The following is a 16297-nucleotide window of genomic DNA, read 5'->3' as shown; positions in this document are numbered from 1 at the left end:
CCCGGCCGGGGGCGCGCCCCCCCCGCCGGTCTCCCCCGCCGGGGGCCCTTCCGGGCCGCCCCGCCCGGGGGGGCCCCGCGGGCGCGGGGGTGCGCCAATGGGCACAGCGGCGCACCGCCGTCGACTCGGCAGGCCTAGGGCGGTCCTAGGCCTGCCCCAGCCCTGCACGACCCCGGAGCCGCAGTGGTCTCCCCAGGCCGCAATGGCCACCGAGCCGACCAACCCTCGCCGCAGGAGGCTTTTTTGACGACGACTCAGACGCAGTGCCGCGTGGCGGACCACGCATCGACGACCGTGGTCGACGGCATGGAGGCGTACGGGCCTCGGGTCTGTGACGACATGACCGTCGAGGTGGCTCTGGCCGTCATGGCGGGTGCACGTGTCGAGTACCTGACTGTGTGCGACGGGGACGACCAGAGCACGGGTTCGATCACGCTGGCCCGGCTCGCCGTTCTCCGTGCCAGTTCGACGTACACGGACCGCATCCGTCTGCGGGACGTCCTCGGCAGCCGGCTCCGGCCTGTTCCCGTCCGCGGCTGATCCACCCCGCCCGGGTCAGTTCCTTTCCGCCATGCCTGGGAGGCATCATGCGTTGTGTCATCGCCCGGTACCCGTTCGACCTCACCAGGATCGGGGTGCTGGCCTCGATGAAGGGCGTCACGCCCGAGCTGGTCACGGGCGCGTCCGTGACCATCGGCCGCCGTCGCTACCCCGTCAAGCAGGTGGGCCAGGTCGCCACGGGACAGGATCGCCGTGACTTCACCGTCGGTGAAGTCACCCGGGCCATGGCGCGCCTCGGCTTCACCTGCCACGACAGCCCCGAGGCCGCGCCCGTGAGCGTTCCCCTTCCGCTCCGAACCCCGTCGGCACTGCTCGACGGCACCTGCCCTGTGGACGTGTGAGGACGGGCGGGCAACCGCCCTCGGTATCCCGGTGGGGGCTCTGTTGACGCGCGTCGACAGAGCCCCCACCGCTGTGTCCTCGTCCGCTCGGAGACTCTTGGCCGGCACCGGGGCGGGGACGGCGTCTCACTGGTCGGAGTAGCTGAAATCACCCACGGTCCACGCGCTGACGTCCTTGATCGCGACTCGGTACATGCCGCCCGTCTCCGGGATACCGAGGCTGCCCTGCAGGATCCGCGCGAGATGGAAGTGCAGATGCGTGGGATCTCCGCCGCGGCCGGGCCGTGCCCCTCGCGGGCCGCCGGTGAAAACGCCGGAGAACGGGCCGAGGCGGTCCGATCCCATGAGGACCTCCGCCACCCGCTCCCTCCACACGGCCTCGGGAGCCAGCCGGCCGGTGATGACGGCGCCGCCCACGACCACGGTCAGCGACATCTGATTGCTGCGCTCGGTCTCCACCGCGGCGGAGAGAGCGACAAGCAGTTCATCAGGGTTCGACATGAGAGCAGATCCTATTCAGCTGCCCGTCTCGGGCCGGCTCCGCGGGGGGCAACTTCGCGGACGGCGGGAGGCGGTTCCTGACCGAGCGGCGAGGGGCCGCCTCCGTCGTGGCGCCGCGCGCGACGACCCAGGGGGAGGCCATCGTCGCAGGTGGCAGGATTCCTCGTCTGCCGTAGGGGTGAAATCTACTCTTGCCAGAGTAGACATTGCCTCTCGGCGTGGTTATGCTTCCTGTCGTAGAACACAGTCGAACGAGACCCGGCAGAAACGAACTGGCGGGTAGCTGTACACGAAGTTCGCAGGTCAGTGCGGCTCTCGAGCCTCGAAGCCAAGGTTTCCCAGAACGGCGACGGCGCTGGGAGCCGCACTGGGCGGCTCGTATCTCGAGGAGCTGCCGCAGCAGTACCGCAGTGCCGATTCATCCAGTGGTTGGTTCAGAGAGAAACGGAGGAGCAGACGCCATCAGGATCGCCCGGCCCGAGAAGCACTCGGCCCGGGTACCGCAAGACCCCGGAATGGATGGTGGTCCCCGGTCAAGCAGCTGCGATCCCCCGCTACCCCGCCCTCTGGCGGGCCGGACAGCGGAAACAGAAGGTCGGCACAGCAGTAGGGCCGACAGATGGTGTTGAATTTCCTTCGGGGCCTTGGTGCCGTACGGCACCAAGGCCCCTCGACGCGTTGCACAGCGAGGTGACATGACAGCAGACAACCCTCTTAGTGATTTTCTGGACGACGACGACTACCCCGCCTACACGATGGGCCGGGCAGCCGAGATGCTCGGCACCACCCCGGGCTTCCTTCGAGCCATCGGCGAGGCTCGTCTGATCACTCCGCTCCGCTCGGAGGGCGGGCATCGCCGGTACTCCCGCTACCAACTGCGGATCGCCGCTCGCGCCCGCGAGCTCGTCGACAGGGGCACCCCGATCGAGGCCGCCTGCCGCATCGTCATCCTCGAGGACCAGCTCGAGGAAGCTCAGCGCATCAACGCCGAGTACCGTCGTGCCGCGGACGAGGCGGCCGGCAGCTCCGGTTCCGGCTGATCGCGTGCGCTCGGGCCACCCGGAGCGCCTTGTGGTGGCCACACGAGAGTGCGGGCCGGAAGTCCCGCGGTGGGGGTGACGACAGCGCCGGCTGTCGCGGGAGCGACGGGATGGAGCTGGGCCGGTTCCCGCCTGTCCGGCCGCGGCCCTCACCGGGCCGACCTCAAGGTGGGCATCAGGAGGGCTGCGCACCGATGCCGCGGTTCGGGGACGGCGAGCCCCACCGCCGCGCCGCGATCACACAGTGCAGCCGACGCCCGGATCAGTGCCCCAGCCGTCTGTCGCATGCTCGGCCCGGGCCAGGACCGACGCCCGGCAGCAGCGCTTGGAGGACGAGTTCACCCAGTGGCCCGCCGACCGCGCCGACCTCACACCGTTGGTCCTGGCCGACATCCGTACGGCAGCCGGTCGGGGCTGCGCGTCGCTCGGGACCGGGGCGTTCGACGTGATACGACTGTGCTTCATGAGGCAGTGCGTATGTGGGTGACTACGTGGAGTCTCGCCCGAGGGTCTGCTCGGGAAGGGAGCGCGGATGCCGCGGCAAGGCTCCCGGTGGGTCGCCCGGGTCGAGGGTGGGGGACGTGAGCGCCCAAGCGGTCCCGGCGTCCGTCCTGGTGGGGGTCGGATCCTGGGTGCCGCCGCGCCGCGTGGCCAACGAGGAACTGGCCGAGCGTCTGGGCCGGTCGCCCGAGTGGATGTACCAGCGCTCCGGCATCCGGTCCCGGCACGTCGTGGAGCCGGGTACCACCAGTGGGGACCTGGCGGTCGAGGCCGGCCGCGAGGCGCTGGCCCGGTCGGCGGTCGGCGAGGTCGCCGCCGTGGTCGTCGCCACCACATCGCCGGACAGGCCGTGCCCCGGCACTGCTCCAAGTGTCGCCTCACGACTGGGAATGGCCGGAGCGGTCGCGCTGGACGTCCAGGCCGTGTGCGCCGGTTTCGTCTACGGGCTGGCGGTCGCGCAGGGCCTGATCGCCGCGGGCACGGCTGACAGCGTTCTGGTGGTCGGTACCGATTCGCTGTCGCTGAGCGTCGCTCCGGACGACCCCACGAGCATGCTGTTCGGCGACGGCGCCGGCGCCGTCGTCCTGCGTTCGGGCCACTGCGAGGAGCCCGGCGCTCTCGGGCGCTGCGTGCTGGGCAGCGATGGCGATGGCCGGGACCTGATCACCGTACGGGGTGGCGGTTCCGAGGAACGGTCGGGTGGCGGCGGTGTCCCGGCGGACCGGTATCTGCGGCTGGAGGGGCAGGAGGTGTTCTGGCGAGCTGTGCGGCACATGTCGTCCGCCGCCCGCGCGGCGCTGGACGCCGCGCGGTGGAAGCCGCAGGACGTGGACCGGATCGTCGCCCACCAGGCGAACGCGCGGATCCTTGTCATGCTCGCCGAGCGGCTGGGCGTCACCGCGGAGCGCGCACTGTCCAATGTCGAGCAGGTCGGCAACACCTCGGCCGCCTCGATTCCGATCCTGCTCGATCACGCCCACCGCGCGGGGGACCTCAGGCCCGGACACCGCGTCCTGCTCACGGCCTTCGGCGGCGGGCTGACCTGGGGAGCCACCACTCTCGTGTGGCCGCACTTCAGAAGCCCGGACCAAAGCCCGCACGAACTCAGCCCGGAGAGACGGTATGTACGACCTTTTGGTGAACATCTTGACTGACAGGTTCCAGGTGCGGCCCGAGCTGGTCTCCCCCGAGGCCACGCCGACGGCCCTCGGCCTGGACTCCCTGTTCGTGGTGGAACTGTCCTTCGTGCTGGAAGGTGACCCCGGCGTGGAGATCAGCTTCGATGAACTCGCCGGTGCGGGCACTCTGGCGGAGATCGCGCAGTTGATGCGGAACAAGGCGGAAGAACAGCAGGACGCGGCGGTCTGATGGGTGCGCAGGGCCCGCCGGGACATGCGCAGGGCCCTGCGTCGTGACGTTCGGGCGTGGTGCCGGGGAGTGTCGAAAAGGCGTCAGCGACCGGTGGTGCCCGCGGGACGCCGGAACATCAGGGCGTGCACGGTGAAGCGTGACCCGTCGAATTCCGCCTGCCCCGCCGCCCGCCGCTCCTTCAGCAGGGTCAGCATGGTCTCCTTGTGCTCGGTGTACGCCAGGAGCGGGATGTCCATCTCGAAGATCTCCAGCGTCTCGGACGCGTAGCGGCGCGCGGTGAGTTCCGCGACGGTACGGGGAATGTCGGCGAGCGAGGAGTGCGCCATGAGCAGGGTGCCGCCCGGCGCGAGCAGCGTGTCCATGCGTTCCACGACGGAGTCGTACACCGCGCGACCGCCCCTGCGGGCGACGAGAGCCGTCTCCAGTCCGTTTCCCGTCGCGTAGCTCGGGTCGTAGGGCAGGTGCGGCGGATTGGTGATCACCAGGTCGAACCGTTCGTCGGGGGTGTACTCCTCCAGCGGCGAGGTGACACAGGTCAGCCGGGTGCCGTCGAGACCGTTGGCCACGACGTTGGCCGTGGTCTGGGCGGCGGACGCCGGGTTGATGTCCAGGGCGGTCACCCGGTCGGCTCCGGCCGCGAGCAAGGCGACACTGTAGAGACCGGACCCGGCTCCGATGTCCAGGGCGTTCACGCCTTCCAGCGCGGGGGCGTTGTCACCGTTGAGAGCGCTGATCAGGCTCAGCCCGCAGTCGGTGGGAAACAGGATCTCGGCGGGGTCCTCCACGACGAGCCGCAGACGCGTGCCGCGGAACTCGAAGATCCCGCACGAGGGCCGGGTCTCCCACAGCGAGCCGTTCTCGCCGACGGGCAGGACACGGCGACGCGTCGGCGTCCGGATCGAGGAATCGGTCATCGGAAGGGAACCTTTCGACAGGAAGGGAACGGCGTGCGGGCCGGTCACTCGGCGAGGGCGGAGAGTACGGTGCGAACGGTGTCGTCGGCGATGCGCTCCGCGCGCAGTGCCGGGACCATGTCCTCGACGTAGCTGAAGTTCCAGGCCAGTTGGTCATGGCTCGTGGTCGTCGTCGCCACGACGGCGCCCATCACCGAGACGCCCGTGAGGAACTGGGCGTCGCCGACCCGCCACGAGCCCACTCGTTCGGGGAACTCGTAGCGGCCGACGTTGGACAGACACAGGTTGATCGGTCCCTCCTCGTCCATGAACCGCATGAACGACTCGCTGTCCGCCAGCGACGTCGGTCCCGCCCAGCGCGGCAGGCTGATCGTGGCCAGGTGCTCCTGGCGCCTGCGGCGCCGCACCAGGTCCTGACTGATCTCCCGGGCCATCGGCCACAACGGCCCACCGGGTGTGTAGCGGACGCGGGAGGGCACCGTGGCCACGTAGGTGCCGACCTCGTCGGGGGAGACGGCCGGTTCGAGGTCACCGCGGAAGTCGACCGGGGAGCCGATCGAGAAATGAGCGCCCGCCGCGGCTTCCGCGTCCCGGGCGACCGCCGTCACCAGCGCGGCGGCCAGCACTCCGTGGACCGTGGTGCCCTGTCGTCCGGCCGTCTCCGCCAGGAGATTCACCTGGGTGAACGGCAGGGATCTGTGCACCATCTGGGTGCGCCGCTGTTCGAACGGGACTCGACGGCTGGGGGCGACCCGCTGTGCGGGGCGCCGCCGGGCCGCCCGTTGTTCCCGTCGCATCATGGCTCTGAACTCCGCGACACCCGCCGCGCCCCGCAGGCGGCGCGGCAGCAGGTCGTCCGTCGCCGGCAGGACCCGTCGCGGGGCGGTCCGGGGCAGCGTGCCCCGGTCCAGTTGTGCGGCGAGTTCGATCCACTCCCGGACCAGGGACAGGCACGTCTTGCCGTCGGCGATGATGTGCGAGGCGGTGAGCAGCAGGTCGTGGACGTTCCCCGTCTCGTCCCTTCCGGTGATCACCACCGCTCGCAGCAGCGGGCCGGTGCGCCAGTCCACGCCCGCCACGAGTTCGTGCTCGTTGACCTCGCGCTCCCACCGGGTGTCGGCCGTGGGGTCGTCCGGTGGCACCTGGACGTGCCGCAGCGGGATCTGCTGCCCGTCGAGCGGGACGAAGGCGGGGTGTGCTCCGGTGCCGTCGTCGCTGATCGCGACGCGCAGCAGGGGGTGCCGGAGCTGGAGGGTGTCCAGGGCGCGGCGGTGCAGTGCCGGGGGCAGGTGTCCGTGGACGCGGGCGCGGGCGATCACGTTGAGCGGTGAGGTCCGGTCGGCGATCCAGTACAGGCGCTCCAGCGGGCTCAACTCGCGCTGGACACTGGTTGGTTCGGTGGCCGGACCGTCCGGGTGGGTGAGGGCCTGAGCGGTCTGCCGGACGAGGACGTGACGGGGTACGAACCGGAAGTAGGCGTTGCGGACCAGACGTCGGCGCAGGTCGGCTCCCTGGGTCAGTTCGCTCATTCTGCGGGATCCGGTCACCATCGCCCGGGTGCGGTCGCGGCGCAGTTCCTCGTAGGTGCGCAGGGCCCGCACGGGGTCGTCGCCGGTCGTCGGCCCGGCCAGCGTCCGGGCCAGTACGACGGCGTCCTCCATGGCCATGCCGGCTCCCTGGGCGAGCGTGGTCAGCATGGGGTGGGCGGCGTCGCCGAGCAGGGTGACGGGGCCGTCGCCCCATCGTTCCAGGAAGGCCCGGTCGTGGGACGGGACGGTGAGGATGTCCGCCTGGGGTGTGGCCTCGATCACTGCCCGCACCTCGTCGGCCCACCCCTCGTAGGCCCGGCTGACGGTGTCCTTGACACGGCCCGGGCCGGGAGCGTCGTCGGGCGTGCTCATGGCGGCCCACCAGTAGCAGCGGCCGTGGCCGATGTCGACGAGGCCGAAACGCTGTCCGCTGCCCCAGTAGTGGCGGACGGCGCCCGTGGTGAGGCAGGGATGCCGGAAGGGGACGACACCGAGCCGGAAGAGGTAGCCGGCGTCCCGTGCCTGCTCGGGGCCGACCAGGTGGCGCCGTACCGCCGAGTGGAAGCCGTCGGCGCCGATCAGGATGTCCCCGCTCGCCGAACGGCCGTCGGCGAAGCGGACGGTGACCGCCGCGTCGGCGGTCTCGAAGCCGGTGACGGTCGATCCCAGGTGGATGGGGCAGTCCCCGGCCTCGGCCAGCAGAGCCTCCTGGAGGTCCGCGCGGCTGATGCAGAAGCTGGGCGCGCCCGCCCGGTCGCAGGCGTCCTTGAAGGGCAGGTCCCTGATCCGTCGGCCGCGCCGGTCCAGGTACCTGAACGACTCCACGGCCTGACCGCGCTTGTCCAGGCCCAGGTCGATGCCGAAGCCGGCCAGGGCGGTCACGGCGTTGCTCATGACCGACAGAGCGGAGCCGGCGCCCCGCAGTTCGGCGGCGCGTTCGTGGACCTCGACGTCGATGCCGACGCGCCGCAACGCGACCGCACACGTCAGACCGCCGATGCCGGCGCCGATGACAAGGGCTCTGGTGCGACGTTCCGATGGCATGACGTCAGCTCTCCGGGCCGGTTCGGGCGGGGTCGTCGATCAGCTCCGCGACGGTGCCGGCCAGGTGTGCCACGTGCGGCTCCTCCATGATCGTCAGGTGGTCACCGGGGACGCCGACGATCCGGATCCGTCCACTGGTCATCGCGCTCCAGCCGTTGCAGGGGTCCTGGTGCCGGGTTCGGGCGGCGTCGTGCAGACCGGACAGGACGGCGGGCAGCGGCTCCGCGGCGCGGATCAGTGTGAGGTCCTGGTGTTCGCGCGGCGGCCGGTAGTCCAGTGTCGCCTGCCAGTTCGCCCGGTAGACGCCGAACAGGCGGCGGACGACGGCCCCGGAGCTGCCGGCCGGCAGCACGCCCCGCTCGCTCGCGACACGGGCGATGAACGCGAACCTCTCCTGCGGTGAATCGAGTCCGTCGGGGATGATCCGTGCCGGTGACGTGGAGCCGAGCCGCGGCCAGAGCAGTTCGTGGGCGAACCACTGCAGCAGGCCGTCGTCGTCGTGCGCGGTGCGCGGCCCCTGCTCCAGGGCGGTGGTGTCCAGCACGAACAGGGCGGTCTGCTCGCCGGCCGCGCGCAGCCGACGGGCGATCTCGAAGGCCACGAAGCCGCCGAAGGACCATCCGCCGATGGTGTAGGGGCCGTGCGGCTGGACCGTACGCAGCGCGGTGAGGTAGCTGTCCGCCAGGTCCTCCACGCTGCGCAGGGGGGTGGTGCCGGGGTCAGCTCCGGCGGCCTGGAGCGCGTACAGCGGGCGGCCGTCGGGGAGATGCCGGGCGAAGGCGACGTAGCACAGCACGTTGCCGCCCATCGGGTGGACCATGAACAGCGGTGGGCGGGTGCCCTGCGGACGGATCGGTACCAGAGGGTCGAACACGGCTCTCGCTCCGCCGTCGCGCAGCCGTGCCGCGAGTCCGGCGGGGGTGGGGGTGGCGATGAACTCCGCGAGGGGGATGTACACCCGGTAGCGCTGTTCGATCCGGACCACCAGCCGCATCGCGGCCAGGGAGGTGCCTCCGAGGTCGAAGAGGCTGTCGTGCACGCCCACCGTGTCCAGGCACAGCACGTCCGCCAGCATCTCGGTCAGTGCCTCTTCGTAGGCGTCGCGCGGCGCGGCGGCGGGCGCGCGGCCGGGAACGGTCAGCGGGACGCGGCGCAACTCGGCGTCGTCACGTTTGCCGCTGGGGGTCAGCGGCCACCGGGAGACCCACTGCAGGTGCGAGGGGACCAGGTAGTCGGGCAGGGTGGCGCGCAGCCGCTCACGGATGTCGGCCAGTTCCTCGTCCGTGCCTTCGCCGAGGAGGAAGGCGGCGAGGAAGGTCTCGCCGTCCGTCCGTCGGCGGGCCACCACCGCGGCGTCACGCAGTCCCGGGTACCGCGCCGTGAGGCCGGTGAGGGCCAGTTCCACCTCGGCCGGCTCCACTCGGAAGCCCCGTACCTTGACCTGCGCGTCGTCGCGTCCGAGGAAGACGACGTCGCCGCCGGGCAGCACCATGCCGACGTCGCCGGTGTAGTAGAGCCGGTGGTCCCCGCCCGCGAAGGGATGCGGGAGGAAGCGCTCCTCGGTCAGGTCCGGGCGGCCCTCGTAGCCGTCGGCCAGGCAGCCGCCGCCCAGGTACACGTCTCCCCGCACCCCGGTCGGCACCGGACGCATCCGTTTGTCCAGGACGTGCACCTCGGCCCCGTCGACGGCGACGCCGATCGGGGGCAGTGCGGGGAAGGCGGCGGGGTCACCGGTCATGGTGAACGCGGTGACCACGTGGGTCTCGGTCGGACCGTACTGGTTCTCCAGGACGGCTCCCGGGAGCCCGGTGCACAGCTTGCGGATCTCCGGGGTGACGCGCAGCTGCTCGCCGCAGGTGATCATCACCCGCAGGGTCCGTGGGGTGATGCCCAGCGTGCCGGCGGCTTCGGCCAGTTGTTGCAGGGCCACCGGGGGGAGGAAGACCTGCTCGACGCGCTCGCGGTCGAGCAGCCGCAGCAGCGCCGGCATGTCACGCCGCTCCGCGTCGCCGGCCAGGCACAGGGTGCCGCCGAAGCTCAGCGTGGCGAAGATCTCCTGGAAGGAGATGTCGAAACTCAGCGGTGCGTACTGGAGAGTGACACCGCCGACGGCCGCGCTGGGCGCCCCGGCCTGCCAGGCCACCAGGGCGGCCAGGGTGCGGTGCGGCATGGCGACGCCCTTGGGGGTCCCGGTGGAGCCCGAGGTGAACAGGACGTACGCGGTGTCCTTCGGGTCCGTGCCGTCCCGTGGCACGTGCGCGGTGCGTTCCGGGTCGGTCCCGTCCCGCGCCGGGCAGGGCGCTGCGGGCGCGGCCACCGACTCGGCGGGCAGGAGCAGCGCCGGATCACCGGCGAGGTGGGCGTACGGGGCCTCGGCCACGACGCGGAAGGGCCGGGCCTGCTCCACCATCGTGGCCAGCCGGGCGGCGGGGTAGCCGACGTCCATCGGGACGACCGCACAGCCCGCCCGCATGACACCCAGGAGCACCGCCATGGTCAGCGGGGACCGGTTCATGGCGATCCCGATCCGGGCGCCGACCGGGGCCCCGAGCGCGCACAGCCGGTCGGCCACGTTCTCGGCGGCCTCGGCCAGCCGGGCGTAGGTCCACCGCTCCTCGCCCATCACCACGGCGGTCGCGTCCGGAGTACGCGCGGCCTGTTCGGCGAAGCGTGCCACGACCGTCGGGTGCTCGGCGGGGGAGGCGAGGACGGGCCGGGGGGCGAGGAAGGCGAGGCCCGGCCTGCTGTGCGGTTGTTCCACCAGGCGGCGCAGGATGCGCAGCCAGGAGGTCGCGAAGAGGTCGCCCTGGGCGGCCGAGAACGTCGCACCGTCGCAGTCGACCCGCAGCCACATGCCGGTGCCGTCCGGTTCGGTGACCGCGTTCACCAGGAGACGGAAGTCGTTCTCCTCCCAGGTGCGGAACTCCCTGAGGGACAGGCCGGCCAGGCCGAGGACGGGGGAGAGCTGGTGGAAGTGCACGTAGTTGAAGGCGGTGTCGAGGACGGGCCCGCCGTGGTCCTCCTGGACGGCGCTCAACGGGTACCGGCGGTGCGGATGGCCGTCCTGCTCCTGGCGGAGGCTTTCGCGTGCCACCTCCAGCCAGCTCTCCCGCGCGGTGTCCAGGCGTACGGGCACGGTGTTCAGGAAGAGCCCGGCGGTGCGCTCCGCCCCGGCCAGTTCGGGCCGGCCGTGGGTGATCAGGCCGGTGGTGACGTCACGGGTGCCGGCGAGCATGGCCAGGGTCAGCGTGTGCGCCGCGAAGAGCACGGACTTCACCGGCAGGGCGTGTTCGGCCGCGAAGTGCCGCACCCGCTCCACCAGGTCGCCGGGCAGGTCGACCCGCCGGGAGGCCGGCTGGTGGCCGGCGCCGGGCAGGTGGGGTGAGAACGACTCGATCGGCGCGGGTCCGCAGCCGGCCAGCTTCCCGCGCCAGTAGCGCCGGGACTCCTCCGAGCGCAGGGCGGTCTGCTCCAGCCGTACGTGGGCCGCCGGTGAGGGCGGCACGGTGTCCTCGACGGGGCCGATGTCCAGGCCGAGGCCGTGGGCGTAGTCCTGGAGCAGTTCCCGGAGCAGGGTGGCGACGCTGCCGCCGTCGAGCAGCGCGTGGTGGAAGCTGAGGACCAGGTCGACGGCGTCGGGCCGCACATGGGCGCGGAACAGGTACAACGGCGGCCGGTCGAACACGTAGGGGTGGCGGCGGCGGGTCTCGATGTGGGCGCTGACCTCGGCCTCGGCCGCCGCCCTGTCGAGTGGACGCAGGTCGGCGATCTCCAGACCGCCCCGCACCCGGGGGCGGACGACTTGCAGCGGTTCGGCGCCGGCCAGGTCGAAGGCCGACCGCAGGACCGGGTGCCGTGCCGTCAGCAGGTCGAAGGCGTGCCGGAACTCCGCCTCGTTCCACGGCATGTCCAGGGTGTAGCGGAAGACGTCCCGGTACCTGGCCGAGGTCTCGTGCCTGCGGCTGTGATAAAGCAGGCCGAGCTGGAGCCGGGTCAGCGGGTAGGCGTCCTCGGCGTCCCGCAGCCGGGCCCGGTCCACGTCGGCCACGAGGGCGAACGGCGCCGGGGCGCTCCCGGTCCCGGCTGCGTCGCACTCCTCGGCGCACCGGGCGAGGCCGGCCACCGTCGGGTTGCGCAGCAGGTCGGTGAGGGAGAAACGCAGGCCGCGGGCCTCCGCCTCGGCGCGCACCCTGAGCATGGTGATCGAGTCTCCGCCGAGGGCGAAGTAGTCGTCGTGCACCCCCACGGCGTCCTGGCCCAGGACGCCGGCCCAGACCTCGGCGAGGACCGCCTCGGTACGGTTGCGCGGCTGCCCGTCCCCGGCGGCCTTCAGGGTGTCGTCGGGTGCCGGAAGCGCGTCGTGGTCGGCCTTGCCGTTGGGAGACAGCGGAATGCCGTCGATCCGGGTGAAGGAGGCCGGGACCATGAACGCCGGCAGCGTCCGCCCGAGCCGCTCGCGCAGCAGTGCGGTGTCGATCGGGGCGTCGGCGACGTAGTAGCCGGCCAGGACGGTGCCCCGGTCGGGGACGGTTCGGCCCACCACGACGGCGTCCCGCACCCCGGGGACCGCGCACAGCGCCGCGGCCACCTCGGCCGGCTCGACGCGGTTGCCCCGGATCTTGACCTGGTCGTCGATCCGTCCGAGGTACTCCAGGGTGCCGTCCGCGAGCCACCGGGCCAGGTCGCCGCTGCGGTAGAGGCGGCCGCCCGGCACGAACGGGTCGCTGCCGAACTTCTCGGCGGTCAGCTCCGGGCGGTCGAGATAGCCACGGGCGACGCCGACTCCGCCGATGCACAGTTCGCCGCCGACGCCGACGGGTTGCGGCAGGTCGTCGGCGCCCAGCACGTACAGCCGGGTGTTGTCGATCGGCCGGCCGATGGGCACCCGCGCGATGCCGTGGGCGGGATCGGCCGGGCAGTCGTGGAAGGAGACGTCGACCGTCGCCTCGGTCGGGCCGTACAGGTTCACGAGCCGTGCCGACCGTTCGGCGCCGCTCTCGCGACGACGCCGCTGGGCCAGGCGGTTGAACTGCTCGACGCGCGGGGGAGGCAGGGCCTCACCGCTGCAGAAGACGTACCGCAGGGTGCCGAGGACCTCGCGCGCCGCCGCCGACTCCTCCAGCAGGTCGAGGAACGGGCCGAGCATCGACGGAACGAAGTGCACGGCGGTGACCCGGTGCTCGCGGATCGCCCGCAGGACCTCGCGCGGGTCCCGCTGGCCGCCGGGCGGCAGCAGGGCCAGGGCCGCCCCTTCGGCCGCCCACCAGAACAGCTCCCACACCGAGACGTCGAAGGAGACCGGCGTCTTCTGAAGGAGGACGTCCCCTTCGCCGAGGGGGTGGCGGCGCTGCATCCACGCGAGGCGGTTCACCACGCTGCGGTGCTCCACCATGACGCCCTTGGGCTGCCCGGTCGAACCGGAGGTGTGGATGACGTAGGCGAGGTCGCGGGAGGTGGCGAGCGGCTCGACCGGGGCGCCGCCGCCGGTCAGCAGGTCACCGACGCACCGCACCGCCGCGTCCGCGTGCGGACCGGCGGGAGCGTCGTCGTCGACGATCACCACCTTGGCCCGGCTGTCGCGCAGCAGGAACTCCACCCGCTCGGCCGGGTGGCCGGGGTCGACCGGCACGTAGGCGCCGCCGGACTTCAGGATGCCGAGCAGCGCGACCGGCAGTCGCGGCCCCCGCTCCATCATCACCGCGACACGGTCGTCCGGGCCGATGCCCTCCGCACGCAGGGCCCGGGCGACACGGTTGGCCTGTTCGTCGAGCTCGGCGTAGGTCAGTGTCTCCCCGGACGCGGCGACCACCGCCGTCCGGTCCGGCCGGCGGGCTGCCTGCGCCTCGAACAGCCCGTGCAGGGTGGCCTGGTCCGCGAAGGGCACGTGCCCGCCGTGGGCACGTCCGGCGGTGAGGTCCTGGTGTTCGGCCGGCGACAGCATGGGCACGTCGGACAGCGGCCGGTCCAGCAGGTCCAGCCCGCGCTCCAGGAGCGTCGTGAGGTGGCCCGCCACGGAGGTGATCGGAAGGTCCTCGTCGAAGACGTCCCGGGCGTAGTCCAGGTCGACGCGGACGTCGGTCGTGTCGTCGAAGGCGGACACCAGGACGCCCAGGGCGTCCCGGTCGTGCGAGGGGGCCATCAGGGTGCCCTGCCGCACGATTCCCGGAGTCTTCGGCCGGGGCCAGTTCAGATAGGAGAGCGTCACGTCGAAGAGCTGCCGCGGAGCCCGCGCCGCCGCGGGCGCCTCACGCAGGATGTCGCCGAGCGAGAGCCGCTCATGACGCCGCAGTACGCGGGTCCCGCCCTGGATCCGGTCCAGCAGTTCCCGGACGGTCAGCCCGCCGGGCGCCGCGACCCGCAGGGGCAGGGTGTTGGCGAACTGGCCGAGGACGTCCCGGTGCCGCTCCGTCGGACGGTTGAGGAAGGGAACACCGAGGACCACCTCCTCGCTCCGGTGCAGCCGCGTCAGGTAGGTGCCGAGCATGGCCGCGACGTAGGTGAAGGGCCAGTAGCCCGCGGCGCGGACCCGGTCGACGAGAGCACCGTCGATCACGAACGAGTGGCGACCGCGTGCACGCGGGCCGCTGTCCGTCGTACGGCCGAAGAGCGCGGGCGTCACGCCCCGGAGGTACTCCCGGTAGAAGGCACGGTCTCGGTCGCCGTCCCGTCCCGAACGGTAGGCGGCCTCCTCCTCGACGAACGCCAGGTAGGAGGATGTCTCCCGGGCACTTGGCCGCGGATCGCCGTGCGGCTCCCGGGCGTACTCCTGGAGGATCTCGTGGCTCAGCCGGTCGAGGGTCCAGCCGTCGGCGACGATGTGGTGTGCCTTGATGTGCAGATGCGTGACGTCCGGGCTCTGCAACAGGAGGGTGGCTTCGACCAGGGGGCCGCCGCCGAGCGGCAGGGCGTCGGCCAGCGATCTGTGCATCCACTCGGTGCAGGCGGTGTCCGGCTCGGGCTCCTGGGAGAGGTCGACCACGACGACCGGCACCCTCTCCGGCACCACCCGTTGAGAGGGAGTGCCGGCGTCGTGCGCGAACCGCAGCCGGAACGTCTCATGGCGATGCAGCACCTGCTCCGCGCAGGCGGCAAGCCGGTGAGGGTCGACAGCACCGTTCAGAAGCTCGTGGAGAACGCAGTTGAACTGCGGTGATTCCGGCGCCTGGGAGCCGACGGCCCATACGTCCCGCTGGTAGGCCGTCAGCTGGTGCGGCGCTTGGTGATGGGTGCTCAACTGTGGGGGTTTCCTTCGAGCCGCACTGGGATCTCCCGGTGCCCGTTGAAAATGAGGGAAGGGAGCGGAGTCAGACGGTCGCGCCCGACCGCGAGTTCGAGGGTGGGGAACCGGGCGAAGAGCGCCGACAGCGCGACACGGCCTTCGAGACGGGCGAGCTCGGCCCCCAGGCAGTAGGTGGGGCCGTGGCTGAAGGCCAGGTGCTCGCGGGCGGTGGTGCGGGTGACGTCGAAGAGATCGGCGTCCGGGCCGTGCACCCCGGGGTCGCGGCCGACCGCTGCGTAGTTGACGACGAGGGCGTCGCCCCGCGCGAACGTCAGCCCGGTCGGCCCGTCGTGGATGTCCTCGGTGGGGAACCGCATCATGAAGTTGGCCACCGGAGCCTGGTGCCGCAGGGTCTCCTCCACGACCCGGTCCCAGCCGACCCGGCCCGACAGGGCGAGGTCCAACTGGTCCGGGTGCGTGAGCAGGTTGACCACGGCGTGGTCGAGCAGGTTCGCCGTGGTCCCGTAGCCGGCGCCGAGCACCATCCAGATGTTGTCGGCCACTTCCCGCTCGTCCATCAGGCCCTCGCGATGCGCGGCGACCAGAGCGCCGGCGACGTCGTCGCCGGGATGCTCGGTCTTCAGCGCGATCAGGTCCGCGAGGAGGCACGCGGCCTCGGCCGCGGTGGCCTCGGCCCGCTCCGCGCTCAGGTCCGTGGTGAAGACAGTGTCGTTGACGGCCTGGAACCTGTCGTGCATGGCCTCCGGCAGGCCGACCAGCGTGGTGACGGTCCGCCACGGCAGGCGCGCGGCGAAGTGCGTGCGCAGGTCCACGACCCGGTCGGGGGCGGCGGCGGCCGCTTCGGCGAGGTCGTCCAGCAGCGCGTCGGTGGTCTTCTCGATCCACGGGACGAGTGCCCGTACGCGGCGGGCGGTGAACGCGGGAACCAACGGCTGACGCAACCGGCTGTGGTCGGGCCCGTAGGCGGTCTGGACGGTACGGATGTCGACCCAGATCCGCAGCGGCCAGTCGGCGGGGAGGTCACCGTCGACGAAGGCGGGCCAGTGCCGGTGGGCGTCCTTGGAGACCCGGGAGTCGATCAACAGCCGTCGGACCAGAGCCGGGTCGGTCACCGACCACGCCGGTACGCCACCGGGCAGCTCGACCCGGGCCGCGGGCCCCAGCGCACGCAGCGCCGCGGCTTCGCCGTGCACGTCCGCTGCGCTGCCGTCCAGGCGGTAGGGGCAGCGGGGCCGGGAGGTCAGGGAGGACATGG

Annotated in this window: 10 protein-coding genes; 5 read left to right on the top strand and 5 right to left on the bottom strand. The window is 72.1% G+C overall.

All coding sequences use genetic code 11. The features are described from left to right. Positions 1-306: 306 nt before the first annotated feature. Both AB0472_RS08575 and AB0472_RS08570 read left to right on the top strand, forming a co-directional pair. Complete coding sequence (locus AB0472_RS08575) at positions 307-540, top strand: CBS domain-containing protein (protein ID WP_234381058.1); 234 nt, start codon at positions 307-309, stop codon at positions 538-540. A gap of 47 nt (positions 541-587) precedes the next feature. After that, positions 588-902: an SCO5918 family protein gene (locus AB0472_RS08570; protein ID WP_366354568.1), complete on the top strand. Its 315-nt coding sequence runs from the start codon at positions 588-590 to the stop codon at positions 900-902. 126 nt (positions 903-1028) lie between these two features. On the opposite strand, the gene AB0472_RS08565 is transcribed toward AB0472_RS08570, so the two are convergent. Continuing rightward, a complete protein-coding gene (locus AB0472_RS08565; protein WP_366354566.1) occupies positions 1029-1403 on the bottom strand; it encodes a hypothetical protein in 375 nt (124 codons plus the stop codon). A gap of 695 nt (positions 1404-2098) precedes the next feature. Here AB0472_RS08565 and AB0472_RS08560 point away from each other — a divergent pair. The 3 genes from AB0472_RS08560 to AB0472_RS08550 all read left to right on the top strand — a co-directional run bounded on the left by AB0472_RS08560 (position 2099) and on the right by AB0472_RS08550 (position 4312). Next, on the top strand, positions 2099-2443 hold the full coding sequence (locus tag AB0472_RS08560) for a MerR family transcriptional regulator (protein WP_366354565.1): 345 nt from the start codon (positions 2099-2101) through the stop codon (positions 2441-2443). A 581-nt stretch (positions 2444-3024) separates the two neighbouring features. Continuing rightward, positions 3025-4098, top strand: a complete 1074-nt coding sequence (locus tag AB0472_RS08555; protein ID WP_366354563.1) for a beta-ketoacyl-ACP synthase 3 — start codon at positions 3025-3027, stop codon at positions 4096-4098. After that, the gene (locus AB0472_RS08550) at positions 4082-4312 is read left to right on the top strand and encodes an acyl carrier protein (protein WP_366354562.1); all 231 of its coding nucleotides are present in this window, start codon (positions 4082-4084) and stop codon (positions 4310-4312) included. Before AB0472_RS08555 ends, AB0472_RS08550 begins: the two co-directional genes overlap by 17 nt. 83 nt (positions 4313-4395) lie before the next feature. Here the strand turns inward: AB0472_RS08550 and AB0472_RS08545 are convergent, their stop codons facing one another. The 4 genes from AB0472_RS08545 to AB0472_RS08530 are packed head-to-tail and all read right to left on the bottom strand — an operon-like array spanning position 4396 to position 16295. After that, complete coding sequence (locus AB0472_RS08545) at positions 4396-5229, bottom strand: methyltransferase (RefSeq protein ID WP_366354561.1); 834 nt, start codon at positions 5227-5229, stop codon at positions 4396-4398. A 44-nt stretch (positions 5230-5273) separates the two neighbouring features. Next, positions 5274-7802, bottom strand: coding sequence for an FAD-dependent monooxygenase (locus AB0472_RS08540; protein WP_366354559.1), 2529 nt, complete (start codon positions 7800-7802; stop codon positions 5274-5276). Positions 7803-7806: 4 nt separating this feature from the next. Beyond that, on the bottom strand, positions 7807-15036 hold the full coding sequence (locus AB0472_RS08535; RefSeq protein WP_366354557.1) for an amino acid adenylation domain-containing protein: 7230 nt from the start codon (positions 15034-15036) through the stop codon (positions 7807-7809). Then, positions 15033-16295 (bottom strand): cytochrome P450, encoded by a 1263-nt coding sequence (locus tag AB0472_RS08530; protein ID WP_366354555.1) that lies wholly within the window; start codon positions 16293-16295, stop codon positions 15033-15035. The genes AB0472_RS08535 and AB0472_RS08530 overlap by 4 nt, the downstream gene beginning before the upstream one ends. Positions 16296-16297 lie beyond the last annotated feature (2 nt).

The sequence above is a fragment of the Streptomyces sp. NPDC086777 genome (assembly GCF_040702065.1).
Classification (GTDB): Bacteria; Actinomycetota; Actinomycetes; order Streptomycetales; family Streptomycetaceae; genus Streptomyces.
This window is presented reverse-complemented; position numbering and strand designations above follow the sequence as displayed.